20 protein-coding genes and 1 tRNA gene are annotated in these 25,016 nt (G+C 45.3%); 10 read left to right on the top strand and 11 right to left on the bottom strand.

All coding sequences use genetic code 11. The annotated features are described in order from the left end of the window. Positions 1 to 46: 46 nt before the first annotated feature. The 4 genes from DXN05_RS22055 (at position 47) to DXN05_RS22040 (ending at position 4,450) form a co-directional block, all read left to right on the top strand. Complete coding sequence (locus DXN05_RS22055; RefSeq protein WP_147314036.1) at positions 47 to 490, top strand: DUF1573 domain-containing protein; 444 nt, start codon at positions 47 to 49, stop codon at positions 488 to 490. Positions 491 to 499: 9 nt separating this feature from the next. Further along, positions 500 to 886 (top strand): DUF1573 domain-containing protein, encoded by a 387-nt coding sequence (locus DXN05_RS22050; protein WP_116849461.1) that lies wholly within the window; start codon positions 500 to 502, stop codon positions 884 to 886. Positions 887 to 1,012: 126 nt separating this feature from the next. Further along, positions 1,013 to 2,215: a pyridoxal phosphate-dependent aminotransferase gene (locus DXN05_RS22045; protein ID WP_116849460.1), complete on the top strand. Its 1,203-nt coding sequence runs from the start codon at positions 1,013 to 1,015 to the stop codon at positions 2,213 to 2,215. Positions 2,216 to 2,725: 510 nt separating this feature from the next. After that, positions 2,726 to 4,450: a glycosyl hydrolase family 28-related protein gene (locus DXN05_RS22040; protein WP_116849459.1), complete on the top strand. Its 1,725-nt coding sequence runs from the start codon at positions 2,726 to 2,728 to the stop codon at positions 4,448 to 4,450. A 1-nt stretch (position 4,451) separates the two neighbouring features. Here DXN05_RS22040 and DXN05_RS22035 read toward each other — a convergent pair whose 3' ends face one another. Further along, positions 4,452 to 5,321, bottom strand: coding sequence for a gluzincin family metallopeptidase (locus DXN05_RS22035; RefSeq protein ID WP_116849458.1), 870 nt, complete (start codon positions 5,319 to 5,321; stop codon positions 4,452 to 4,454). 90 nt (positions 5,322 to 5,411) lie between these two features. Here DXN05_RS22035 and DXN05_RS22030 point away from each other — a divergent pair, with 90 nt between their 5' ends. After that, entirely contained in the window at positions 5,412 to 5,867 is a 456-nt protein-coding gene (locus DXN05_RS22030) for a YqgE/AlgH family protein (RefSeq protein ID WP_116849457.1), read from the top strand. Between the two features lie 144 nt (positions 5,868 to 6,011). Here the strand turns inward: DXN05_RS22030 and DXN05_RS22025 are convergent, their stop codons facing one another. Next, the gene (locus DXN05_RS22025) at positions 6,012 to 6,629 is read right to left on the bottom strand and encodes a hypothetical protein (RefSeq protein ID WP_245975275.1); all 618 of its coding nucleotides are present in this window, start codon (positions 6,627 to 6,629) and stop codon (positions 6,012 to 6,014) included. A gap of 102 nt (positions 6,630 to 6,731) precedes the next feature. Here DXN05_RS22025 and DXN05_RS22020 point away from each other — a divergent pair, with 102 nt between their 5' ends. Continuing rightward, positions 6,732 to 7,622, top strand: a complete 891-nt coding sequence (locus DXN05_RS22020) for a winged helix-turn-helix domain-containing protein (RefSeq protein WP_116849533.1) — start codon at positions 6,732 to 6,734, stop codon at positions 7,620 to 7,622. 154 nt (positions 7,623 to 7,776) lie between these two features. Here the strand turns inward: DXN05_RS22020 and DXN05_RS22015 are convergent. Beyond that, positions 7,777 to 7,850: transfer RNA gene (locus DXN05_RS22015), tRNA-Met, on the bottom strand. A gap of 169 nt (positions 7,851 to 8,019) precedes the next feature. Next, positions 8,020 to 8,862, bottom strand: a complete 843-nt coding sequence (locus tag DXN05_RS22010) for a rhomboid family intramembrane serine protease (RefSeq protein WP_116849532.1) — start codon at positions 8,860 to 8,862, stop codon at positions 8,020 to 8,022. Between the two features lie 232 nt (positions 8,863 to 9,094). On the opposite strand from DXN05_RS22010, the gene yiaA reads away from it, so the two are divergent. Beyond that, entirely contained in the window at positions 9,095 to 9,520 is a 426-nt protein-coding gene (yiaA, locus tag DXN05_RS22005) for an inner membrane protein YiaA (protein WP_116849456.1), read from the top strand. 203 nt (positions 9,521 to 9,723) lie between these two features. Beyond that, positions 9,724 to 10,830, top strand: a complete 1,107-nt coding sequence (locus DXN05_RS22000; protein ID WP_116849531.1) for an aminotransferase class I/II-fold pyridoxal phosphate-dependent enzyme — start codon at positions 9,724 to 9,726, stop codon at positions 10,828 to 10,830. Positions 10,831 to 10,900: 70 nt separating this feature from the next. Here DXN05_RS22000 and DXN05_RS21995 read toward each other — a convergent pair whose 3' ends face one another. The 7 genes from DXN05_RS21995 to DXN05_RS21965 form a co-directional block, all read right to left on the bottom strand. After that, positions 10,901 to 12,259 carry a DEAD/DEAH box helicase gene (locus tag DXN05_RS21995; protein WP_116849455.1) on the bottom strand — a complete coding sequence of 453 codons (1,359 nt, stop codon included), beginning with the start codon at positions 12,257 to 12,259 and terminating at the stop codon, positions 10,901 to 10,903. A gap of 316 nt (positions 12,260 to 12,575) precedes the next feature. After that, on the bottom strand, positions 12,576 to 14,099 hold the full coding sequence (locus DXN05_RS21990) for a RagB/SusD family nutrient uptake outer membrane protein (RefSeq protein ID WP_116849454.1): 1,524 nt from the start codon (positions 14,097 to 14,099) through the stop codon (positions 12,576 to 12,578). Positions 14,100 to 14,120: 21 nt separating this feature from the next. Next, positions 14,121 to 17,711 carry a SusC/RagA family TonB-linked outer membrane protein gene (locus tag DXN05_RS21985; RefSeq protein WP_211330122.1) on the bottom strand — a complete coding sequence of 1,197 codons (3,591 nt, stop codon included), beginning with the start codon at positions 17,709 to 17,711 and terminating at the stop codon, positions 14,121 to 14,123. A gap of 17 nt (positions 17,712 to 17,728) precedes the next feature. Beyond that, complete coding sequence (locus DXN05_RS21980; protein ID WP_158559401.1) at positions 17,729 to 18,712, bottom strand: FecR family protein; 984 nt, start codon at positions 18,710 to 18,712, stop codon at positions 17,729 to 17,731. A gap of 237 nt (positions 18,713 to 18,949) precedes the next feature. After that, positions 18,950 to 19,618: an RNA polymerase sigma factor gene (locus DXN05_RS21975; RefSeq protein WP_116849452.1), complete on the bottom strand. Its 669-nt coding sequence runs from the start codon at positions 19,616 to 19,618 to the stop codon at positions 18,950 to 18,952. A gap of 14 nt (positions 19,619 to 19,632) precedes the next feature. Next, positions 19,633 to 20,517, bottom strand: a complete 885-nt coding sequence (locus DXN05_RS21970; protein WP_211330121.1) for a hypothetical protein — start codon at positions 20,515 to 20,517, stop codon at positions 19,633 to 19,635. Positions 20,518 to 20,568: 51 nt separating this feature from the next. After that, positions 20,569 to 21,846, bottom strand: coding sequence for a YdcF family protein (locus DXN05_RS21965; protein WP_245975274.1), 1,278 nt, complete (start codon positions 21,844 to 21,846; stop codon positions 20,569 to 20,571). A 784-nt stretch (positions 21,847 to 22,630) separates the two neighbouring features. Between DXN05_RS21965 and DXN05_RS21960 the strand changes: the two genes are divergently transcribed. After that, positions 22,631 to 23,269 (top strand): hypothetical protein, encoded by a 639-nt coding sequence (locus tag DXN05_RS21960; RefSeq protein WP_116849451.1) that lies wholly within the window; start codon positions 22,631 to 22,633, stop codon positions 23,267 to 23,269. A gap of 67 nt (positions 23,270 to 23,336) precedes the next feature. Further along, positions 23,337 to 25,016 (top strand): ribulokinase, encoded by a 1,680-nt coding sequence (locus DXN05_RS21955; RefSeq protein WP_116849450.1) that lies wholly within the window; start codon positions 23,337 to 23,339, stop codon positions 25,014 to 25,016.

The following is a 25,016-nucleotide window of genomic DNA, read 5'->3' as shown; positions in this document are numbered from 1 at the left end:
AATTCTGAAGTTTCTTAATAACTTTAAGCGCTCAAACCACAAATCCATGAAGAAAATCATTCTTTTCGCGTCTATTCTGATAGCAGGTACCGCTGTGAAGGCCCAAACAGCCGCAACCCCGGCCCAGCCAACACAAATTACCCCTGCTGCAACAATTGAACAGGTGCTTAAGTTTCAGGAAGCTGACCATGAAATGGGTAAAATCCCTTACGGCAAACCCGTAGAATACGATGTAACCATCACCAACATCAGCAAAGATTCTGTGAAAATACAGAATGTTCAGGCTGGCTGTGGCTGCACTACCCCCAAATGGAAAGCTGGTCCGTATGCACCAGGTGAAACTTTCAAAATAACTGTAGGTTTTAACGGTTATACCGAAGGCCATTTCAACAAAAATGTAACCATTTATTTTGCAGGTGGCTTAACCAAATTTTTGACTTTCCACGGCGAAACCTTTAAACCGGCTGCCACCACGCCAACAACGAAATAACCACCAGATATGAAAAAACTGTTATTCATTGCCACACTTTTTGTAAGCATCGCTGCATTTGCCCAAACAAAAGCTCCGCTGGAGTTTGCTTCTACAAAATATTCTTTCGGCAAAATCAAACAGGGCACACCAGTGACCACTGAGTTTAAGTTTACCAATAATGGCGACAAACCTGCCATTATTGAAACTGCTACCGCAGAGTGCGGCTGTACCACACCTGATTACCCTAAAACACCTATTATGAAAGGTAAAACAGGCGTTATCAAGGTTACCTACAATGCCGCAGCTATGGGCGCGTTTACCAAACACGTAAATGTAAAAGTGGCCAATACCCCCGAACCCATTGTTTTAACCATCGATGGCGAAGTGGTAACTACTGCTAAAACAGGTAAATAAAATAGCTAGTATAAAAAAAATGGCCGCCCACCGGGCGGCCATTTTTTTTATACTATGGCTGAATGGCTCAATTGCTTTATGGCTGCATACATTCAACCATACAACAATTTGCTGTAGGTTTGCGCCATGTCACAGTTAACCATCAGTCAGCGTGGTCAGCAAATGCCGGCCTCGCCCATACGCAAGCTGGTTCCGTATGCAGAAGCAGCCAAGAAAAAAGGGGTCACCGTATATCATTTAAACATTGGTCAGCCCGATATTGAAACGCCCAAAGCAGTGCTTGACGCAGTGCGCCACGCCGAGTTTAAAGTGCTGGAATACAGTCATAGTGCCGGCAACGAAAGCTACCGCAAAAAGCTGGTTGAATACTATAGCAAGGTAGGCATCAACGTTAACCACACACAGATACTGGTTACCACGGGCGGCTCTGAAGCTATTTTGTTTGGCTTTATGGCTTGCCTTGACCCGGGTGATGAAGTGATTATTCCTGAGCCTTTTTACGCCAACTACAATGGATTCGCCGTTGAAGCCGGTGTAAAGGTGGTACCCATTGTTTCGCATATTGAAAACGGTTTTGCACTGCCCCCCATCTCCGCTTTTGAACAAGCCATTACCCCGCGCACCAAAGGCATTGTCATCTGCAATCCCAATAACCCAACCGGTTACCTGTATAGCCGCGAGGAAATGGAAACGCTGAAAAGCATTATCCAAAAACACAATCTTTACCTGTTTTCTGACGAAGCTTACCGTGAATTCTGCTACCAGGGCGAACATTTCAGCGCCATGCAGCTTACCGGTGTGGAAGACAATGTGGTACTGATGGATACCATTAGTAAGCGCTACAGCGCCTGCGGCGCGCGCATTGGTGCCTTTGTAACCCGCAACCAGCAACTGCTGGACGCTACCATGAAGTTTGCACAGGCCAGGTTAAGTCCGCCCGGATTGGCCCAAATAGCCGGCGAAGCTGCAGTAGACCTGCCGGATGACTATTTTGACGAAACCAAGGCCATGTACCTGGAGCGGAGAAATGCCCTGGTATCCAGACTGAATGCTATACCCGGCGTATTTTGTCCCAACCCGGGCGGTGCATTTTATGCAATGGCCCAATTACCCATCGACGATTCAGATAAATTTTGCCAGTGGCTGCTGGAAAGCTTTGAGTACAATAAACAAACCGTGATGCTGGCTCCTGCCACCGGGTTTTATGGAACACCGGGTTCGGGCAGGCAGGAAGTGCGCCTGGCTTATGTTTTAAATACAGAAGCCATACACAAGGCAATGGATTGCCTGGAAAAAGCGCTGGAAGTATATCCCGGACGAATCAAATAGGCGAATAAAGGGAAAACCGGACAGGAATAATCATATATATATTTAAAATATATTATTGTTTTGTTCTTAAAAATCCTTTATTTTGTTCTTAACAAGGAATTAAAACAAATATTGATTTATTTTTAATATTAATTCCGGCACCAACAAACGATACTTTAAGACATTTCCGAAGGGAATATCTTTTTTCATATGGCAAGCAATCGAAGACGGCCCGTTGTTTCAACAATGGGCCCTTTTATTTTATAGTTAACCGGTAAGACCAAAAAGAAAAATAAAGTCCGCAAAAACAAAACCACAGCAGGCATTGCAGAAAGTCTTTTAAAAAAAGAAGCCCTGTTGTGAACAACCGGGCTCAACCAAAACTAACTGCTTTATGAGAAAAGAGATTACTTGCTTTTGTTAGTAGATACGTAGTGGTGGCTGAATGCTGACCGGCGAATTGTTAAAGGTTCGCAAAAGATAGCTATAGAAGTTATCTTGTGTTATCCATTACAGCCAAACATTGCCATCATGACGCTGAAACAACTGCTGCCCCTGTTAGTACTTATCCCTTTTGCATGTTTCGCCCGCGAAAAACCCGGTGCAACCGTTCCCTGGATCACCTATGAAGCAGAGCAGATGCGCCATACGGGTAAAATACTGGGGCCCGGATATAACCCATACCAGGTAGAAACAGCATCCTCCAATCAGCAATGCGTGCAGCTGGGCAAAGGCCAGTACGTTGAATTTACTGCCAGGGCAAAAGCCAACAGCCTTGTAATCAGGTACAGCCTGCCGGATGATGAAAGCGGCAAAGGACTTACCGCTACCCTGGGAATTTACCGCAATGGCCAGCGCATCCAAAACATACCGGTTTCATCGGCACTATGCCGGCTATACGGCAAATATCCTTTTACCAATGACCCGGCTGCAGGCAAACCGCGCAACTTTTATGATGATGTACGCATTACAAACATCTCCCTTGCCAAGGGCGATGTAACACGCATTCAATTGAACGCACAACCCGGGGAAAGCCCAACCTGCATCATTGACCTGGCAGACCTGGAAAATATTCCACCGGCTTTAAAAGCACCTGCCAACTCCTTATCCATTACAAACCCGGCCTTTTTACAACCCGGCATAAAGGGCGACTATACCGGTGCATTCAGAAAATGTATTGACAGCGCGCAGCAAACAGGCAAAAGCGTATGGCTGCCTGCCGGCACATTTATTATTACAGGTGACCTTCTTATACCCGCAGGCCTTACCATTCAGGGCGCAGGCATATGGTATTCCACCTTAACCGGTAACGACAGTTTATATACCGATGCAGCTAAACGCGTGCGGCTAAAAGGAAACGGCAGCAATATTCACCTTGCAGACTTCGCTATCACAGGCAAACTCAACTACCGGAGCGACCGCGAGCCGAATGATGGCATTGTTGGTTCATTCGGCACCCACTCAACCATACAACGCCTGTGGATTGAACATACCAAGGTGGGCATGTGGATAGAAAATTCAGACAGCCTGCAAATTGACGATTGCCGCCTGCGCAACACCATTGCCGATGGTATTAACTTCTGTGTGGGTATGCGCCATTCTGTAATAAACAATTGCACCGCGCGCAATACCGGCGACGACTGTTTTGCCATTTGGCCGGCTGTGTTTGCCAAACAGCAGTACAAGCCCGGTTATAACCTTATCACACATTGCACCGGCCAGCTGCCTTTTCTTGCCAATGGCGCAGCCGTGTATGGCGGAGAAAACAATGCAGTAAAAAACTGCTCCTTCACTGATATCACTGCGGGATCAGCTATTTTAATCAGCACCACCTTCCCTACTGCCACCAAAAACAACAGCACCAACAATAACTTCAGCGGCACAACGATCATAGAAAATTGCAGCATCACCAACAGCGGCGGCTTTGATCATGAATGGGACTGGCGTGCTGCCGTGGAAATATGCCTTGACAAGCGTGACATCGCTGGCATTCAACTGCGCAACCTGGTTATTCAAAACAGCCTGTCCAACGCAGTAAATATAATCGCTAAAAACGAGGTGGATAAGGCAGGTAAACTATCCAACACACTATTCAACAATGTACAGATAAACGGTTATGGCATTGCCACAAAAGAAAGCCATGCCCTGTATATTTCACCTGCAGCGCATGGCAGTTTAAAAATGAATGATTGCAACATAACTTACCCGGGAAGCACGGAGCAGTTTAGCATTACCAGTACACATGCACCTGAATAAATTACTGCACCAACTTACACTTTACATAAAAATTCCTGTCTGCTGCAATAGCCGCAACACCAGTACCAATGGGCATTTTCTGCCATTGCGTGTCCGGGTAAATGAATCGCGCCGGCTGTGGCCCTGCGGTTATTTTTACCGGCATATCAAAACCATCCACACAGTTTGCCCAGCGGTATTGTAAAGTATCATTCCTTAAAGCATACTCCAGCACCGGAACATTGGTTGAACGTAAATACTGATCGAATACCTTTGAAAAATCCCGGCCCGTAACCTGGTTCAGTACAGGCAATATATCAGTTGTACTTACCAGCGTGTCGGGAATAGTAATGCTGAATACCACGCCATTGTCCGGCTCATCATACGCTGCGCGTTTGCAGGGCAACCATAATGCCCCGCCTGCTGCCTCGCAGGCAATACTCATCCACGGCCTTCCCTGTTTGTCGGCCGACCATATCCAGCCTGCATCCCATGGTGGCCGTTTAGCCGCTACGGGGTTACCTTCGAAGTGAACGGTAATGCTTACTGTTTCTCCCTTTGAAATAGCTTTGGGAAAACTTACCTGATAGGCAGTTCCCTTTTTCATAAATGGCAATGCACCTTGCTTCCAGGTAACAGCAGTTATTTTCATTGGCTCCAGCAAATCCAGCTGCAGCAATCTTCCTGCCTGCAAAGCCCGGAAGCGGATGGTATTGGTACCGGCTAAAAATTTCTTGTTGTAATCTGGTGTAATGCTGATGGTGTAGTGCAGCAGGTTCCACCAGCTGTATTCGGGAATAGTACCTGCGGGCATGTGCTCTTTACCGGGCTGGGCACCTGCAGTGCAAACAACGATTAATAAGCAAAGGAGCTGTATCAAAGATTTTTTCAAAGCAGTCTTTTCCAGCTATAACGCGGTTTGCTTTCGAAAATTGCTGAACCCACTTTACTTAAATGAGAACTTGAAATTACCTTTGATTACATGAAGCAAGGCTCATTTATCAAAAGCACCCCATTGCTGAATGATACCGTTTTTGAAAACACGGTACTATTCATCACAGAATACAATGACAAAGGCGCAATGGGCTTTATCATCAATCAGCAATTCCCCCGCAAATTAAACGAGCTGGAAGCGTTCAAACACATCACCCCATTCCCCCTATACCTCGGCGGCCCCGTTGATCAGGAGCATCTATATTTTATACACCAACGCCCCGACCTGATAACCGGAGGCACCCCAATCACCAGCAGCATCTTCTTTGGAGGAGATTTCCAATCCGCCATAAAACACATCCACAACAACACCCTCACCCAAAAAGACATCAAAATATTCATCGGCTACTGCGGCTGGGATAACCTTGAACTGGATGAGGAAATAGCGGAAGGCAGCTGGGTTGTACTGAACATAGAAGACAACCCAAACAATGCTTTTTTATGAATACTGATTAAATAGCATAAAAACGACTATTTAAAAGGTTAATATTAAACTGGTAAATCTTTGTTCCGATCCGGCAACGGTGTTGTTCTCCTTAAACGGTAAAGGTGTCCATTATAACACAATACGTATTTCATATTTGTTTGCTCAGCAACCGCCTTTGCGAGGAACATGTTTAAAAATTACATTACCATCCCGTTCTGCATATTCGCACGATACTATTGGGTATGAATACTTGGGCGCGTACGATACGTTATGGCTTCGTATAAATATCTTGTCGTTAACTTTCAGGCTCAGCAATTGTCCAAGTTGAGACTTTTCCGGCTCAAACGTTACAATGTAATCAACATCATTAATCCTGGCCATCACACCGAAACCCAATCTTGATCCTGGCGGAAGAGAAAGAGCGGTTATAACAGCCTCCATATTGGTAAAAGCACTTATCTGCTTCCATATGTTAGCAATACCGGCATGCACTTTTCTACCTGCGGGAGACACTTCCCATTCTTTGAACTTTATACCTTCAGGCGTAGCCTCCCATTTTTTCAGTTCGGCTTCCCTTTCAGCAGCAGAGAGGGGTTTTGTGGTTGGCCTTTTGGAAGTTTCATTTTTAATTTCGCGATTAGCAAATACTAGTCCGCATACCACAACCAGTGGTAAGATCAGCGCATAAATAACTTTTTTCATATTTTTTGTAGGTTTAATTAACATAGATCTATCTGCTGATAAATCAGATTCGTTTAAAGCATTTTTTTTATTTTCCATATCCTTCTAAAGTTGTTGCAGCGAAATTATCCTGATCCCTTTCAACGCGGGGATTTGGATTGTAAATAAAAATGTAACCTTTGTAAATAAATGGTAAATAGTATGTCTGAAAGCCGAAATCTCCTTTCCGGGAAACGCAGGTACCTGTTGGGATTGATACTATTCCTGTTTATCTCTCTAATCTGCGTGGCTTTCAGTATAACTGGCGGTGACGACTTTTATACTGCCAGGAGGGAAGTTTTACTTCGGAAGATAGGAGATGAACTACTCACTCAGTCGGGCGACAACAAATCAAGGGTTCTTCCGGTAAAAAAGATCGCAGAAAATGAATACCAGATCAGGTTTGAAAATGAGCTTACTTTTCAACCAGATTCGCTGGTGAATACTACCCGGCGTTTGTTGGCTAAAGACCCTCTGGCAAGTGATTATGTAGTTAACGTTCTGAACTGTGGCAATTCCAGTGTAGCCTATGGATACGCCATAGCTAACAATAAAAAAGATGATATTGTAGCTTGCAGGGGAAGAGTTCAACCCAAAGGATGTTACATGGTAAACATTAAATTTAAACCGACAGGAATAAATACAGCAAAGAATATATATGTGTTGGGTAGCCTGTCATTTTTAGCATTTGTTGGTTTCATTTTTTTTAGATCGGGCAAACCGCGAAGCGCCGCGCCTGGGGCTCAAAATCCTGGCATGTTAACTTTGGGCTCGGTGTTGTTCGATGCGAAGAATCGGCAATTGACAATAAATGGGAAAACCATAGACCTCACTGGAACTGAAACGCGACTGCTGCTTATTTTTGCTTTGTCTCCTAATGAAACTATAGAGAGAAGCCGACTTCAAAAAGAAATATGGGAAGATGAAGGTGTTATTGTGGGGCGCAGCCTGGATATGTTCATATCAAAACTTAGAAAAAAACTGGAGCCTGATCCCAATATCAACATTGTTGTTATACGTGGCAAAGGATACAAACTTGAAATTAGCGCTTAAGGAAGAATCGCTCCGTTACCTTAGGGTTAGCTTTTAGCGCCCTGATGATTGGCTAATCCTGACTGGCTCAACCGCAAGTTGTACCCCGGAGCCGTAAATGAGTACAGTATGCCGTATGCATAAAAATAAAGCCCCGCATTATACGGAGCTTTTGTAGCGAGATCGGGAGTTGAACCCGAGACCTCCGGGTTATGAATCCGACGCTCTAACCATCTGAGCTATCTCGCCAATGGGCGGCAAAAATAGGAGTTAATATGATTACCGCAAACAGTTTGCTGAAAAATTTTATAAAAAATAGGCAATCAGCACATTAGCCCCCAAAAATCAAAATGCAACAATTAAACTATTGAACCCCAAAACCAACGTTAAACCTTAAACCTCCAACTTTAAACCCTCCTCACTTCACGTTTTTCGAATACTCCTCCAGCATTTGCTTTTCCTTTCTCGACAAAGCTCCCATCCCGCGTTTGTGAATTTTATCGAGAATCTGGTCTATCTCCTGCTGTTTCTCCTTGCGCTCCACATTATAGCGTTGGTCAATGGTGTAGTTGCCATTTGATTTGAAAAATAGTTTATTCACCAGCAGCAACGACGGGTTAGCCACCATGGCATAGATAAAAAATACAATCGGTAACAGTATACATAAAATGGCCATATAATTTACCGCCAGCACACCGGGATAAAGCGCAATGGCAATCAACATTCCTACCAGGGCGCCGCCAAGGTGTGCATCGTGCCCAACGCCTCTTTTTCCCGAGCGGATGCCATAAATAGAAAACAGCACAAAGGCCACACCATACAGCCAGGCCGGCAGGCGGATGGGCAGCGGAAATAACCCGATTTTCATGCCCGGCAGCAACGCAATACAGGCAAATACCAATCCTATCACCGCGCTGGATGCACCCACCGAAGAATAACCCGGTTGATTGCGGTGCAGGTACAAGGAGAACAGGTTACCCCCTAACAAACTCCCGAAATAAATTACCAGCATTTGCCAGCCGCTGAGCACGGCAGCCATATCGTACCCGAAGAAAAACAGGGTTACCATATTCAGAATAAGATGCAGCCAGCCCGAGTGCAGAAAGCCGGAAGTGACCAATCTTTTATAATCTTTCTCGTGCAGCACTTTACCCACCTGGAAACGGTAGGCATAATAAAAACCGGTATTGTTAAACCCGAGGTAAGAAACAAGCACATTTGCAACAATCAAAACCAGGCTTATGATAGCAACTTGCGACATATAGTTTAAGGCTTTTCTTTCAATTAATCCACACCGCAGGTTATACAGGGCGGCAATTGTTTTTATTACAAAGAAACAGTTGTGTTTACAATTGAATATACTAAAAAAGGTTATTTTTTCCTGATATTGACGCATGATTCACGGCCCGCTTTCTGCCGCCGGTACATTTTAACACTTACAATCCCTTACTATCAGGCGGGTTACTTATTTTTCCTGCTTCAATAACACAACCATGACCCAAAAACCATCCGGCGCATTTGTCGCCGCTTCGTGGGTAGCACTGCTGCTCGGCTTCGTAGGTTTCAATATCGGCCTGTGGAATGCCACCATGCAACTGAATGAAAAAGGCTATTATTTTACCGTGCTCATGTACGGGTTGTTCTCTGCAGTATCTGTTCAGAAATGCGTACGCGACCGCCTCGAAGGCATACCGGTAACAGATTTGTACTATGGCATCAGCTGGGTATCCATCCTGTTAACCATTCTATTGCTTACCGTTGGTTTGTGGAACGCGACTATTCTGCCCAGCGAAAAAGGATTTTATGCCTTTGCCTTTCTGCTCGCCATTTTTGGCGCCATCACCGTACAGAAAAACACGCGCGATGCACAGGCTGCCAAAAACAGTGTGAAACCTGCCGGCGAAGTCTCTAACCATTAATTTATTCAAAGTCCTCCCGGTTAACAGGAGGACTTTTTTAGTCCGCAAGTTGAATTGCCCGGCCCCAGTTTGTTCCCAACAGGCGCTTCCCATGCCTTAGCCCAAAAAATGGAACTTTTAAACCCTTGAAACCTATTGAACTACCCCCTCAGCAGGTTCAGGTAAAATCAATTACCTTAGGTTATTACCTTAACACCTGTTTCATGCACTATAAAAGAATGCCCATTGAAGCCGAATCGCCTGAAGAATTTGGCTACGACCGTATCAGCAATAATTTATCAGAAAGCTCCATCAAGGATAAAACCCTGCAACAGCTTAACGTAACGCTCGATATAGCGGGATTGGTACTCTTTTATGGTGACCATAAGGGACTACCAGAATTGCGTGAGCAAATTGCTGCACAGGGGCAGGGACTAACTGCAGATCATGTACTGGTTACGGCCGGCGCTGCAGGCGCACTTTTTATGATCGCCACTGCCCTGCTTACCAAAGAGGATCACCTGGTAGTAATACGCCCCAACTATGCCACCAATATTGAAACACCCAAAACCATCGGCGCGCAAATCAGCTTTATCGACTTACATTTTGAAGACGGTTTTGCGCTCGATACCCAACGCATTGCAGCAGCCATTACACCTGCCACCAAACTCATCAGCGTAACCGTTCCGCACAACCCCACCGGAACCATGATAACCCAGCAACAAATGCAGGAGATCATCGCCATTGCAGAAAAAGCGGGCTGTTATGTATTGTTTGATGAAACTTACCGTGACCTCAGTTTTAATACACCGCTTCCGCTGGGCGCTTCGCTCAGTCCGCTTGCCATCAGTGTTTCATCCATGTCAAAAGCATATGGCGTGCCCGGCATACGAACCGGCTGGCTTATTACACAGAACAATAGCCTGTTGCAACTGCTGCTTGCAGCCAAGGAGCAAATCGGCATTTGCGGCAGTGTAATTGATGAAAATATCGCCAGCTCAATACTGAAAAAGCGAACGGAATTGATGCAGGAAAACCACCTGCGCATTCAGCACAAACTGGCCATTGTGCGCGAATGGATACAACAGGAACCAATGATCAGCTGGATACCACCGCAAGGCGGCGTAGTATGTTTTCCACGGATAGATTTGCCTGATGAAAAAACAGCCGCTTTTTATGAGCGCTTGCTTCACCAACACAAAACCTACCTTGCGCCGGGGCACTGGTTTGATATGCCCGACCAGTATTTCAGGCTGGGGTATGATTGGCCCACAGAGCAGGAACTGCGCAATGGGTTAGCAGCTATTTCAGCAGCAGCACGCGAAGTATAGCAATACCAGGGGCATTAACCCGTATAAAAAACAACAGCCATCCGCTTGTAGTGGATGGCTGTTTCTATTTTTAGTTGTTGCTCACTTGCTGTGAGCGCTGCCTTTGCTGTTGCTGCTGTGGCCGGCGCTTTGCAGATTCACCATGACCTGCATTGGCTCCCTGCTGCTGGCCATGCCCATGGGCACGTTGCTGCTGGTGCTGTTTAGGACGTTGGTGCTGGCGTTGCTGTTGCCTTCCGCCACGTTGTGGCTGTTTCACCGGCTGCAGGGTGAGTGCAATGGTAGCAGCTTCGGCATCGCTCTGCGCAAACGGATGTTCGTGCTGCACAGGAATCTGCTGTGCTGTTACCTTGTGAATGTCACGCAGGTTAATGCGTTCTTCTGCATCACAGAATGACAGTGCGATACCTGTTTTCTGTGCCCTGCCGGTACGGCCAATACGATGCACGTAAGTTTCAGGCACCTCAGGCAAATCGAAGTTAATCACATGCGACAGGTCGTCTACATCAATGCCACGCGCAACAATATCTGTTGCTACCAGTACAGTCAACTCACCATTTTTAAAATTGGTAAGCGCGCGCTGGCGGGCATTCTGTGATTTGTTACCGTGAATGGCTTCTGCTTTAACACCCGCTTTGTTCAGGTGCCTGGCAATTTTGTCTGAACCATGTTTGGTACGCGCAAACACCAATGTGCGGGTAATAGCCAATTCTTTCAGCAAATGCACCAGCAAAGAAGGCTTGTCGTTTTTAGCAACCATGTAAACAGACTGCTCAATTTTTTCTGCAGTGGAAGAAACAGGTGCTACTTCTACTTTCACCGGGTTTTGCAACAGCGAATCGGCGAGGCCGGCTATTTGCACAGGCATGGTTGCAGAGAAAAACAGTGTCTGCTTTTTCGCAGGTAATATTTTGATGATCTTTTTAATATCATGAATAAAACCCATGTCCAGCATGCGGTCGGCTTCATCCAATACAAAAAACTGCAGTTGCGCAAGGCTCAGCAGCCCCTGGCCAATAAAATCGAGCAGGCGGCCCGGCGTGGCAATCAATACATCCACACCACCGCGCAATGCATTAACCTGCGCCTGTTGCGATACACCGCCGAATATGACGCAAACCTTCAAACCGGTATGTTTGCCGTAAGCGGTAAAGTTTTCTTCAATCTGTAAAGCAAGCTCACGGGTTGGTGTTAACACCAATGCCCTGGGCGCAGTGCTTTTGTTGCGTGGTTGCTGCGACAGCAACTGCAATATGGGTAAGGCGAACGCGGCTGTTTTGCCGGTGCCGGTTTGTGCGCAACCCAGTAAATCCCTGCCCTGCAATACCACGGGAATGGCTTTCTGCTGAATGGGTGTGGGATTTGTGTAACCTTCCTGTTCTAACGCACGCAATATGGTGTCGGAAAGTTGTAATTCTTGAAATGTCAAAATCTGAAGTTTATTTAATCAATACCATCACACACTAATTTAACGGATGTAATGGTGAATATATGCTCGTCATCGTTATGACCTTGATGTGCTTTCAGGGAGGGAAATTATCTAAGTCTGCTAAGAGAGAGAATATTTTAACGGGGCAAAGATACTGTAATTTCCCGGAATTTACCAGTTCCAGGCTTAGCAGCTATATATCAACCGTTTAGGCAAAGAACCAGGGCATATTTATCTACTATGATCCTAAATGTATAGGCACAAAAAAAGCAGAAGTCCGATAGGTGCTCCTGCTTTTGTTTTGATCGCTCAACGGTTAGTAACCAGGATTCTGGTACATCTTAACCGGATCAAGATTGTATTCAATCAGTGGTATGGGGAAATATTCATCCTTCCTGGTGAAGTTGCTCAGGTTGGCCAAACCAAAATCACTCTGTTTTTTGGCATGCATATAATCAACCAGTTCATCAATGGTAAAGAAACGCAGCAAATCAAACAAACGGTGATGTTCAAATGCCAGCTCTACGCGGCGCTCATGCAGAATGGCCTTTTTAAGCGTTGGGCAAACAGATGCATAGAATGGATCATTCAGTGATACCTCATAGGATGGCAGCTTAGCCCTTTCACGCACTAAATTCAGGTATTGAATAGCCGCATCGTTGTTGCCCTGGTACATATTTACCTCGGCCAGCATCAGTATTACATCAGCATACCTGATCAACGGCCAGTTGTTGCCACCATATCCTTTATCGGTTGCACCGCTGCTGCTGTCACGGTATTTCGTAACAAACCAGTCCTGGATATTGGGATCATTGGCAAACTTCATAGAGAATGTTTTGCGCAGATCATTGCTTTCAAATTCATTCACCAGGTCGTGCGTAACATTGTTACCTGCACCGCCCGCCTTTTTAAGCGAATTGATAAATTCACCTTTGGCCTGGTTGTCAGCTGCAACATTAGAATGGTAGTTGAGATCACCCTGGATGTTTACAATCTGCCAGATCAGCTCAGGACAGCTATTTTTCTTGGTTACGTCGAAAACATCAGCATAAGGAATCTCAGACAGCTTGCCGAACGTACGCAATTTATAACATGCTTCCAGGTAGTACTTCGCACTATCGAGGCTATTGTTCTTGGCAGAATCAAAAATGGTTGACATGGTCAGGTATACCTGGCCCAGTATCGCATCAGCTGCAGCAATGGTAGCCCTTCCGCGCGATGCATCTGTTTGTGTGGCAGGAAGATTGCTGCCCGCAGCATCTCTCAGGTCAGCTACAATCTGTTTGTACACCTGCGGACGTTTTACCCTGAATGTATTGGCAGTAAGTTCATCGGCCTTCAGAAACCTGGTAACCAACGGCACATCACCCCATTTGCGCACCAGGTGAAAATACATCACGGCACGTACAAACTTAGCCTCTGCTGAATAAATCGTTTTGTTCGATGCATTGGCAAACGGTACCTGGTCTATATAAGTCAGTACCGCATTACAACGTGTAATGGTATTAAACAGCGATGTCCAGTGCGACTTCAGGTTTGAATTCGTAGGCAACAGTGAATAGTTGTTGAACTGGAACGGTTCGCCTGAACTTGACTGGTTATCATTCGTACCGGTATCATCAGAACGCTGATCGGTAAACAAATCACTTTCTTCACCAATATTGTTACTGCTGCGCAATGAAGTGTAAATACCGTTTACTGCCAGCAATATGTCAGATTCTGTTGAATAGTACTGCGGAATGGTTACAGAATTGGGATTGGATTGCACCAGGAAGTCCTTTTTGCACGAAGCAAATCCCAGCGCAGCCAAACCTGCTATTGTCAAAAATTTATAACGCATTAGATTGTTTTTTGAATTAAACTAGAAACTCAGTTTAGCACCTACATTAAACGCCCTTACCAGCGGATACACACCATAGTCTACACCAGGTGTTGCATTTGCACCGCTGGCGTTATTGCTGTAGTTGTAGTCAACTTCAGGATTGTAACCTTTGTATTTTGAAATAGTGAATGCATTGCTTACGCTGGCAAATACACGTACACCGGTTAAGGTATTGTTGGTCAGTTTATCCAAACCTGGTATTTCATAGGCAAGTGTTAAATCAGTACACCTGAGGAATGAACCGCTCTGCAGGTAAAACGTAGACAGCCTTGTACTGTTGCTCTGCGTACCAGCCCTTGAAGCACGGTAAACACTGCCATTGCCCGGACGGCTTTCGTTACGGTAACGGTCGTCCACTACTGAGTATTGGTTGCCAGAACCTTCCATGTTGAACAGGTAGTAATCCTGTCCGTCGAGAATTTTATTACCATATGAACCGTTGAAAGAAGCATTAAAGCTGATGCGTTTGTAGTTAGCACCGATGTTAAAGCCATAAGTAAATTTGGCGTAGGGAGAACCGATGATGCCAAGATCATTCGCATCTACCACACCGTCTTTATTTACATCTTTAAAGTACAGATCACCTGGTTTCAGCGGGTTTGTCTGGGCAAGTGAACGCGCAGGTCCCTGCAACTGGTAACCTTTGGGGAAGCTTTTGTTGTTGGCTTTATAAACAGCATCGTCAGCAGCAATACCAGCCATATCTTTTTCACGAACCATACCGGCAACCTGGTAGCCATAGAACATACCTACAGGCTGACCTTGCTGGGTAATATGGGTAAGATAAGAACGCTCAGCACCGGCAGTAATAATGGTGCTTGCACCACCCAGGCTCAGCACTTTGTTCCTGTTGATAGAAATGTTACCGCTCACATTCAGGTTAAAATCCCTGGAAGAAATGGCTTTCGCATCAACCTGGAAATCCCAGCCTTTGTTCTGCACTTTTGAATTACGCAGGTTGGTTAAGATAGTGTTGCCACCTGAAATCGCAGACACATTGTTATTAAACAACAGGTTGCGGGTTTGGCTGATGTAGTAGTTGGCGATAATGGAAACCCTGTTTTTAAACAGGCTCAAATCTGCACCAAAGTTATACTGCGAGGTAGATTCCCAGCCAAGGCGGTTGTCTGTGATCTGACCGGGCCAGTATGCCGTTGAAATAACGTTACCGGTACCAAGTGCTACACCACCGGGAGATGCCATTGTTTGAACAGCACTGTAGTTACCAATATTATTGTTCCCGCTTAAGCCCCAGCTTGCACGCAAACGCAGTGAAGAGCTGTTACCCAGCCAATCCTGGTAAAAAGATTCTTTTGAAATGTTCCAGCCTGCCGAAACAGAAGGGAATGAACCCCAGCGCCTGTCTACGCCAAAACGGGAAGAACCGTCTGTACGGAAAGCCGCACTAGCAAAGTATTTACCGTCATAGTTATACAGCACGCGTGCCAGGTAGCTGTTCAGCGTATAAGTGCTTTTACCACCGGTTACAGCAATCTGTCCGGGCGCACCAGCTGTTACTTCAGGAATCAGGTCATTCTGAAAACCTTTGGCAGTAGTAGTTACTACATCTGTATAAGTCTGCTGCGCTGTATAACCTGCCAGTACATTCAGGCTGTTTTTACCCAGCTGCTTGTTATAGTTCAGGGTAAACTCTGCCAGCTGGTCTTTCTGACCAGTGGTTTGCGCTACCGCATTCGCTGCAGCAATAGCATTGGGTGAATAAGGAGGATCAATACCGGCACTCAAACTGGTAGGCAGGTAATAATCATACTTCTCGTTATAGGTCTGGTAACCGAGATTGGTTTTAAACACCAGGTTTTTCAGCAGCTCATACGTTGCATAAGCATTGTAAGTGCCGCGGCTGCCTGTTCTGGTGATCCTGGTACGCTCAGCAGTTGCAACCGGGTTTTCTATACTCTGGTAACCATAGTCGTTTGCCTGTGCGGCAGCAAGGTTAGTAGCCAATGAACCATCTGCATTGTATACAGGCAGGTTAGGCATATAGATCAATGCACCAAATACGGGGCTGTGATCCCAACGGCCTACCTGTGTTTCTTTATTGCTGTTGGCAGTATAGGCAATGTTTGCGCCTACTTTCAGTTTGGCATTTACATCACCGTCAATATTAGCCCTGAAGTTGGTACGTTTCTGACCAGTGTTTACCATAATACCATCCTGGTTCTGGTAACCACCGCTTATTGCATAACGCACACCTTTGGCGCCGCCTGTAAACGCAAGGTTATGCCTGGTGAACAATGCATTCCTGTACAACGCATCCTGCCAGTCGGTATTGATGGTTGGCGCAATTACTTTCTGGTTGGCATAATCATACAGTCCAACAGGAATCTGCACGCTACCGGCGTTACCCACATTATTTACACGTGTCTTGTTGTCATCAGAAAAATTGGCATCACTCCATTGGTGGCCGGTATTCAGCATCAGGTCCCTGTAGCTGTTGTTCCTCGCATCTACTACCAGGTCAACAAACTGCGCGCTGTTCAGCAGCTTCACTTTTTTGCTCAGCTGATCAACACCAACCTGGAAATCATAATCCAGCCTGCCTTTACCTTCTTTACCGCGTTTGGTAGTAATCAATACTACACCACCCGCAGCCCTTGAACCATAAATAGCAGCAGAAGCCGCATCTTTCAGGATATCGATGGATTCTATATCATTGGGGTTGATGTAAACATCATTACCAGCAGGGTAACCATCAATTACATACAAAGGCTCAGTGCTGGTATTGATAGAACCTACACCGCGCACCCTTATTTTAATACCGCCATAAGGAGAACCGTCTGTTTGTGAAACCTGCACACCGGCAACTTTACCTACCAGTGCCTGGCCCAGTGAAGGAGTAGCAAGGTTCAGTTCTTTTGCTTTTACGCTCGATACCGAACCGGTGAAATCACTCTTGCGCACCTTCTGGTAACCTACAGCTACCACTTCATTCAGCACATTTACTTCACCTCTCATTTTTACATTTACTACCAGCTCTTCCGCAACAGGTACATCCTGTGCAGTTAAACCTACATAGCTAAAATGCAGCACAGATCCCTCTTCTACCGCAATGTTATAAGCACCATTGGTAGTAGTAGCTGTTTTTTTACCGGTTTTGTTGTCGCTGATCGCAACACCAGCCAGGGGGGCACCATTTTCGTCCTGCACAATACCACTCAGCATGCGTTTTTTATCGCTTGCAGGTAAATCGTTCGAAGGAACATATTTCAGCGTCACATTGCTGCCATCCTGCAGGTAATGCACGCCATAAGTCTTCTGCAATACTTCTAATGCAGCATGTAAGTCAGCAGCATCAATAGTTACCTGCTGCAGTTTTACTTTTTTCAGAGCCTCATCATTGTACGAAAAGTTGGTTTGAGGAAACTGTTGCTGCAATGCCTGCGCAACTTTCGACAAATCAGTCTTCTGCAGGCTGATGTGTGCCTGCTGTGCCAGCAACAAATGTGTATTGCCGAGCAACAAAAAAACAAATAGCCACCACCTGTTTTTTCTGAACAGTTTGCGCGGGACAGAACTGTTACAGGGGTTCACCTGTGCATTTGTAAACATACTGTGTATTGATTGTTTTATTTTATGTAAAGTGTATCACTCGTCTTATTAAACCGTATATCCCATCCAAATGAAAGGTGCCTCAACAGCGCCGGCAGTGTTATGTTACTGAAACGTGCCGTTACCTTTTTATTAGCCATCTCATCCCTGTCATATTCAATATGAACCCCATACCTGGCCTGCAATTGCAATAACACATCGGTCATCGTTGATTTATAAAACACCAGCTTGCCTTTTGTCCAGCCGTTAATGTCTTCCGCAGCCAGCTGCTCTATTTGTTGTTTACCGGTATTGTTGTTATAAATCAGCAATTCACCGGGCATAAGCACCTTGCTCACTTTACCATCGTTCTCTCCTACACCTATTTTCCCGTTCTGCAATGCAATACGCACTTCACTTGCCGCAGCATAGGCAGCTACATTAAATGCAGTGCCATACACCTGCGTAAACTTTGTGCCCGCCATTACCGAGAAAGGATGTTGTGCATCCTTCGTTACCTCAAAGAAGGCTTCACCGCTCAGCTGCACTGCACGGTTTTGTATAAAATCTTTATTGTACTTTAACTGCGAACAGGCATTAAGCCAAACCACAGAACCATCAGGCAGCATTAGTTTCTTTTGTTGCTTGTACCCGGTGGCTACCACCATAAAATCAGGGCCGGTGAATGTTGCAGCCTTCGCAGTTATGCCTTGTTGCTGCGTAGGTTTCAGCATCAGCCATGCCCCTGCCAGTGTAACCCCGAGTAAGGCAGCAGCTGCGTACCATCTCAACTTTGAACGATGTGTGCCATTAATAATCACAGCCGCATTTCTTGCAAACGTTGGTTGTGCATGCAGTGTTTTAACCAGTCGTTCCTCGTCTGCAGCAGTTAACAATGGCCCTTCCTCTTGCTGCTGCTGTACCAGCTCGAACCATTTTTTTAGTAATACAATCTCTTCAATTGAACATTCACCGCGCATATACTTGTTAAGTAGCCCGGTAACGTCCGGTGTTTTTTGCATAGCAATCAGGAGTGTTTGCATAATAGTCTCACACAGGTAAAAAAAGAACTACTCCTTTTTTTGAGTTAATATTTACATAACATTGGAAGAATACAGGCAGCTTTCACCCTCTTTGTGCGCTTTGTGGGTTTTCTCTTTGTGTCCCTTTGTGGTAAAAAATAAGACGCGCGCTTAACAAACAAAACAGGCCGCAGTAATACTGCAGCCTGTCTCATATTATTTCAATTATATTAACCTTTACGCAAGCCGGGATGCTTGCACACTATAGCTTTGACAACGCTGATGCAGGCTATTCAATACCGGAACATAACAAAGCAGGTGCAGCGAAAACAACAGTGAAGTAATTTTCACTGCTGCATTCCTGAATCGCCTTCTTAGTTTTTGCAGGTGATTTTTTACAGTATTAGGCGATACCTGTAATACCGCCGCAATCTCTGCAATACCTTTTTGCTGCACTACACTTAATATATATACCTTATGCAGCTGCTCTGGCAATGCAGCAATTTCAGCTGCAGCCATTGTTTCCCGCTCTGCGCGTAGCGCATTTTCAAATACTTCGGGCACTGTTACCTGCTCATTTGTCAATTGTTGCCAGGTTTCCAGCTGCCGGGCATTCAGTTGCTTTTTACGCAGGTAATCAAATATTTTAAACCTGGCCATACTATACAGGTAGGGGAATATCCTGTTCTCAATAACAATAGATGCACGTTTTTCCCAGATGTCCAGGAATACCTCCTGCAATATATCTTCTGCGGTAGCTGCATCTTCTGTAAACTTGTAGATAGCCGCATACAATACCTGCATGTACCTTCTGTACAACTGTTCAAACGCATTTTTGTCATTACCATTCCTCACCTGCAGCCAAAGCAGCAGATCAGTTTCCTCATGTTCACGAACTGGGTGCATCACTTAGTTTGTATTTACCAGTTTACCTTCATGCAGTGCACATTATTGCTGCGCGACGATGTTACTGCTACTCCGTTTTGATCATTCTTCAGGAAAGTAAATCCTTCCAGCTCATCAGGCTTGTCTGTTTCCGACACTTTGATTACTGATGCCGTGCCTTCATCCAGCGACTTTGCAAGGTCAACATAAGTAAAGCGCCATTTGCGACCTTCTTCCTGGTTCTGTATCAGCACCAGTATATTTTTCTCCGGCAGGTAGCAAAGATTTTGTACCCAGGGTGTGCAAGCAAATTTCTTTACCACCATACCCGGCTCACTCGTTTTACTTGCCTTTGCCAGCAATGCAGCATCGTACAAACGAACCTCGTTACCTTTATTGCCATAATCAGCAGTGGCCACATACCATTTGCCTTTGTATTTTACATACTCTGGACGACAGCCCTGTATACATGCATCATCTTCTATTGTACTGATCAGGTTATTATCAAGCGTGCCCGTTTTCAGAAAGCCCTCCCAGTTAATCTGGTAAATCAAAGCCTTCCACAAAGTGCCTTCTTTGTTCAAGCGCACGCTGTTACCCACAAATACAGGCATGCCTTTGTGATAGGCAATACCCGTTGGATGATTGATCACATCTTTACCATCCTGTGTAAACCTGTATTCATGGCCTGTATACACCAGGCTATCGTTTTGTACATGGTAAGTACGCATCATACCCACCTCGCGGTCGCCATAGAGGTATACCGTGCCATCCAAAAACTTTGCACCCTGGCAGGCCCCCAGTGAATCGATGGTAGCAGAACGGCTGATTTGCATCTCAATGGAATAAGGATGATGCGGCAAAAAAGCGCACAACAGCGCGAACGCGCATGCCGTTGCGGCGAAGGCAATAATTTTCATACTTCGGGATATATAAATTAAATGAACTATTGATACATTAACTGCAATGGACTAAGGGTCCATCGGTTCATAAGGGTTAATCTGCAGTGATTCGATGGCAGGATAAAACTCGCGCTCTGTATCAGACAAACGCTTGCCCAGTTTGTAAGGCATCAGCTGCAGTTCTTTCCTGCAGCGGCCTTCCATAGCATCGATATAATAACTCTGCGATTTATCGGTTGAAGTAATACAGGGTTTGTCAAACGGCATATGATACCTGAAGATAATACGCACGCAGTTGCGCATATTGGTAGTGGTATGGCGTGCATGCGGATCAACCAGGATAGCTTTCTCCGGTATACCCATTGCTTCTATCAGGTATTTTTTCATTTCAATGGCTTCATTGAATTTTGTTTTGTACGGATGTACACAACCGCCTGATACCATGATAAACGGCGCCAGTCCTTCGCGGTAACGCAAAGCAGCAACCCTGCAACGTAACATGCCTTCTGCACTAATGGCCACACCCTGCTCTTCCGGACCAGCACCCGGTACCAGTATCAATGTGTACTTATACTTGCTCCAATTGGTAGTGGCAATAGCATTGTAAGCCGCCTTATTCACTGTTGAAGCCATTGGTTCAAAGTCTGCCGCACTGTTGCGCTCATTCATTTCAAGAAACCGCAGCGCACCATTCAGGGGAATAGTGAAAAACAAAGCACTGTCCTTCGTTTCCTGGTGAATGGCATCTGCCGCATCATAAGCCAGTGCAGCATATGCTTTGCGATGCACGTCAAATGCAATGGAATCAATTTTAGGATAGTTGGGTGCATTGCCTTCTGCATACACGCCAATGGTATAGTTAATGCCCTTTGCATCCTGCTGCCATGCCTTTACCAGCAAGGAATCGGGTTGCTGCTGATACAAAACATAACAGCCCGATGGAATCAGTTGCTGTTTTACCAGCTTCGCCAGTGCAGGCGATTGTTTATATAGTTCGTACAAACGGCTGCTTACGCTTGCAATCTCTTCATCCGTAAACTTCAATGCGCCCGTATAACAAAAAGCACTGTTACAGCTTTTTAATGCTGCAGCCAATGCCGCTGTTTTATTGCGCGCCATGTTTGCAAATGCAGTATCCTGTTGCAACAGTTTTTTTACTGCCGCATCATTTTCCAGTAAAGTAAGCAGGTAATAATTTTTAGATTGAACCATAGCCGAACGGCTGCTACCCGGCTGCGCCAGTTTATAGTTGGCCGATGGCCCCTGTAATTGCGCCTTTGCAAAGAGGGAACAACAGAATACAATTGCCAAAGCGAAGAGGCCTTTTACCGGAGATGCTGACTTCATAAATACCATTTGTGCGCTGCAAATTGCGGCCGTAAATTGTAACAATCCCGCTATTAAATATGATGCAATTGTTAACTTTAACTAACAACCGTACATATATCCCCGCAAACGCAGCAGGGGTAAGCATTTGCAAAAATTAAGCAAATTCTTTATATTTAAAACGGTTTAGCAAATCTTGCGGGAAGGTTTTAAGGTTTAATGTTGGAAGTTTAAAGTTGGAGTGTTGGAAGAGGTTCAAAGTGGAAAAGTGCAAACAATGGCTTAGCTAAACCATATTGATTAGCGTTTACTGAAATAAACGTTTAAAAATTAATAAATGGTGGGAAGTTTTTTTTCTTTATGTGCGGGACTAAGTCTTTGACTTAACGGAAAGAAATAACTGGAAGACGAGTAAAACTAAAAATTACAATTATTAAATTATAAGATTTAATTTAGTAAAAAAGTTGGGTTAGTTCAGGGTAAGGGTTCAAAAGGCCTTTATTATGAATACTAACCCACGCAGGAACAAGTCCAGATACAAACTGGTCTTGTTGGTGCTGAATACTGGCGTACTCGTCATCAGCATCCTGGATAAACTTGTGTCGTGTCTACAACGTTTATTCCAGCTATTCAAGTGACACACTACCGCCCGCAAGGGCGGTTTTTCTGCTTAGTTTAATGGAAATGAAGCATTCGGCCTTTTCCAAATAAACCTTTCAGAACACTAAATTAAACTAAAAAGTTAATAAACTGAAAGAAAAAGCAAGAAAATTAAAAATAAAATTTTCAATTTGATTAATTGCTTATGAATGAGCTAGATAGAGGATCTAAAGAAGATAGTAAAGAATGGGAAGGAATGATTGAATATCTGCGTAAGCGAAAAAAAACTTATGAAGCGGTTGCAATGTTATTGGGCCTTAAAGGGCCAACCTTATCCCGTTATAGAAAAGAGCTCAAGACAAAAGAGGTGCCTGCTAACGTTTTCGAGAAAACAAAGGTGCTTTTTGAAAAAGAGAAGCGCATGGAAGACGATCCGGCAAAATATAAAAAATCAGTGCTCGGTAATCCTATTCCTTTTTTTACAAGCCTAACTGATGCTATCGCCAATAAGCCTATTGATAACTTCCTTGTCTTATCGGCAGACTATCCTGACGGAAGCTTTGCTTACGGTACCTATCTGGATGAGATGTATCCACGTATAAAACCAGGCACCACCTTAATATTGCAACTTGTGAAACATTGGCAATATTTACCAGAAGGTAAAAACAGGGATTATCTAGTATTGACAAAAGATAGTATTGAATATCTTCGGCATATTGAAGTAACACCTGAAAAAACGCATCTCGTTTTAACAGCTGAAAAAGACACTGTTACACCGCATACTTTACCTTTCAGTGAAATAAAAGCAGTTTTTCTTGTAAACGGCACAATAACCAGGCATTAAAATGGAATATGTTATTCCATTTTTTATTTACTTTCCATAATAAGTGTTAACTTGACACCAATTCCATATGAAAAAAGAACAGTATGTCATTGGTGTCGACTTTGGCACCGATTCCGTCAGGTCAATCCTGGTCAACGCAGCCAATGGGAGCGAAATCGCCTCCGCCCTCTTTTATTACCCGCGCTGGAAAAAGGGCCTCTATTGCCAACCCGCCACCAATCAATTCAGGCAGCACCCGCTCGATCATATCGAAGGGCTCGAATACACCATCCGCAGCTGTATTTCACAGGCAGGCCCCGATGCCGCCGCACAGGTAAAAGCCATTTCGGTAGATACCACCGGCAGCTCACCCGTAGCCGTAAATGAACAGGGTATTCCGCTTGCACTGCTGCCGGGTTTTGAAGAAAACCCCAATGCCATGGTGGTACTCTGGAAAGATCATACCGCCGTTAAGGAAGCAGAAGCGATTAACCGTCATGCCGACACTTTCACCACCAACTACCTGCAGTTCGTAGGAGGCATTTATTCATCCGAATGGTTCTGGGCCAAACTGCTGCATATTCTGCGTGAAGATGAACAGGTGCGTGACGCCTGCAGCAGCTGGGTAGAGCATTGCGATTACATTCCCTTCCTGCTTACCGGTGGCAGCAATGTTAAGCAACTGAAACGTGGTGTTTGCAGTGCAGGCCACAAGGCCCTGTGGTCTAACCTGTTTGGCGGCTTCCCGCCCGATGGTTTTTTTGCATCACTCGATCCCCTGCTCAAAGGCTTTACCGCTAAACTATTCACCGAAACATATACTGCCGATAAACAGGCAGGAATGCTCAGTGCCGATTGGGCTAAACGCCTCGGCTTATCTACGGATGTTGTGGTAGGCATCGGCGCGTTTGATGCGCATATGGGCGCCGTTGGCGGACAAATTGAGCCTTACTACCTCAGCAAGGTAATGGGCACCAGTACCTGCGATATGCTGGTAGCACCACTCAGCGAAGTAAAAGGCAAGCTGGTAAAAGGTATCTGTGGCCAGGTGCCTGGCTCTATTATCCCGGGCATGATGGGCATGGAAGCAGGCCAGAGTGCCTTTGGCGATGCCTATGCCTGGTTCAGGGATTTGCTGAGCTGGCCGCTGAACAATGTATTATCGCAAACGCAGTTGGTTGAAGCCGACACTGCCGATGCGCTGATTAAAGAAACCAGCGATGTCTTGCTCAAACAACTCAGCGAAGCCGCTGCCACCCTGCCTTTCAGCGCAGGCACTGAACTGGCGGTAGATTGGTTCAATGGCCGCCGCACGCCAGATGCCAACCAGGCGTTAAAGGGCGCCATCACCAATTTAAACCTGGCCACAGATGCGCCGCGCATTTTCAGGGCCATTGCAGAAGCCACCTGCTTTGGCGCAAAGGCTATTGCAGACAGGTTTGTACATGAAGGCATTCCTGTGAAAGGCTTGATAGGTATGGGTGGCGTTGCACAGAAATCACCTTTTATTATGCAGATGATGGCCGATGTAATGAACATGCCCATCCGCATACATCGCTCTACACAAACCTGTGCGTTGGGTGCTGCCATGTTTGCCGCTACTGCCGCAGGTATTTATAATAAGGTGGAAGATGCCATGGAGGCCATGGGGCAGGGTTTTATCACTACCTATCTTCCGGATGAAACAAAGGTGCCCTTATACGCACTACGTTACCAGCGGTATTTACAAACCGGTCATTTTCTTCACCAGCAATCCATCAACGTATAA

Origin of the sequence: Deminuibacter soli, assembly GCF_003412455.1 — a bacterium.
GTDB lineage: Bacteria > Bacteroidota > Bacteroidia > Chitinophagales > Chitinophagaceae > Deminuibacter > Deminuibacter soli.
Note: the sequence above shows the minus strand (reverse complement) of the source record. Positions and strands in the feature narration are given on the sequence as shown.

What these genes read in the sequence shown, in the direction of transcription:
- DXN05_RS22055 (WP_147314036.1), top strand. Translation starts at nt 47, where the DNA reads ATGAAGAAAATCATTCTTTTCGCGTCTATTCTGATAGCAGGTACCGCT.
- DXN05_RS22050 (WP_116849461.1), top strand. Translation starts at nt 500, where the DNA reads ATGAAAAAACTGTTATTCATTGCCACACTTTTTGTAAGCATCGCTGCA.
- DXN05_RS22045 (WP_116849460.1), top strand. Translation starts at nt 1,013, where the DNA reads ATGTCACAGTTAACCATCAGTCAGCGTGGTCAGCAAATGCCGGCCTCG.
- DXN05_RS22040 (WP_116849459.1), top strand. Translation starts at nt 2,726, where the DNA reads ATGACGCTGAAACAACTGCTGCCCCTGTTAGTACTTATCCCTTTTGCA.
- DXN05_RS22030 (WP_116849457.1), top strand. Translation starts at nt 5,412, where the DNA reads ATGAAGCAAGGCTCATTTATCAAAAGCACCCCATTGCTGAATGATACC.
- DXN05_RS22025 (WP_245975275.1), bottom strand. Translation starts at nt 6,629, where the DNA reads ATGGAAAATAAAAAAAATGCTTTAAACGAATCTGATTTATCAGCAGAT.
- DXN05_RS22020 (WP_116849533.1), top strand. Translation starts at nt 6,732, where the DNA reads ATGTCTGAAAGCCGAAATCTCCTTTCCGGGAAACGCAGGTACCTGTTG.
- DXN05_RS22010 (WP_116849532.1), bottom strand. Translation starts at nt 8,862, where the DNA reads ATGTCGCAAGTTGCTATCATAAGCCTGGTTTTGATTGTTGCAAATGTG.
- yiaA (WP_116849456.1), top strand. Translation starts at nt 9,095, where the DNA reads ATGACCCAAAAACCATCCGGCGCATTTGTCGCCGCTTCGTGGGTAGCA.
- DXN05_RS22000 (WP_116849531.1), top strand. Translation starts at nt 9,724, where the DNA reads ATGCACTATAAAAGAATGCCCATTGAAGCCGAATCGCCTGAAGAATTT.
- DXN05_RS21990 (WP_116849454.1), bottom strand. Translation starts at nt 14,099, where the DNA reads ATGCGTTATAAATTTTTGACAATAGCAGGTTTGGCTGCGCTGGGATTT.
- DXN05_RS21985 (WP_211330122.1), bottom strand. Translation starts at nt 17,711, where the DNA reads ATGTTTACAAATGCACAGGTGAACCCCTGTAACAGTTCTGTCCCGCGC.
- DXN05_RS21980 (WP_158559401.1), bottom strand. Translation starts at nt 18,712, where the DNA reads ATGCAAAAAACACCGGACGTTACCGGGCTACTTAACAAGTATATGCGC.
- DXN05_RS21975 (WP_116849452.1), bottom strand. Translation starts at nt 19,618, where the DNA reads ATGCACCCAGTTCGTGAACATGAGGAAACTGATCTGCTGCTTTGGCTG.
- DXN05_RS21970 (WP_211330121.1), bottom strand. Translation starts at nt 20,517, where the DNA reads ATGAAAATTATTGCCTTCGCCGCAACGGCATGCGCGTTCGCGCTGTTG.
- DXN05_RS21965 (WP_245975274.1), bottom strand. Translation starts at nt 21,846, where the DNA reads ATGAAGTCAGCATCTCCGGTAAAAGGCCTCTTCGCTTTGGCAATTGTA.
- DXN05_RS21960 (WP_116849451.1), top strand. Translation starts at nt 22,631, where the DNA reads ATGAATGAGCTAGATAGAGGATCTAAAGAAGATAGTAAAGAATGGGAA.
- DXN05_RS21955 (WP_116849450.1), top strand. Translation starts at nt 23,337, where the DNA reads ATGAAAAAAGAACAGTATGTCATTGGTGTCGACTTTGGCACCGATTCC.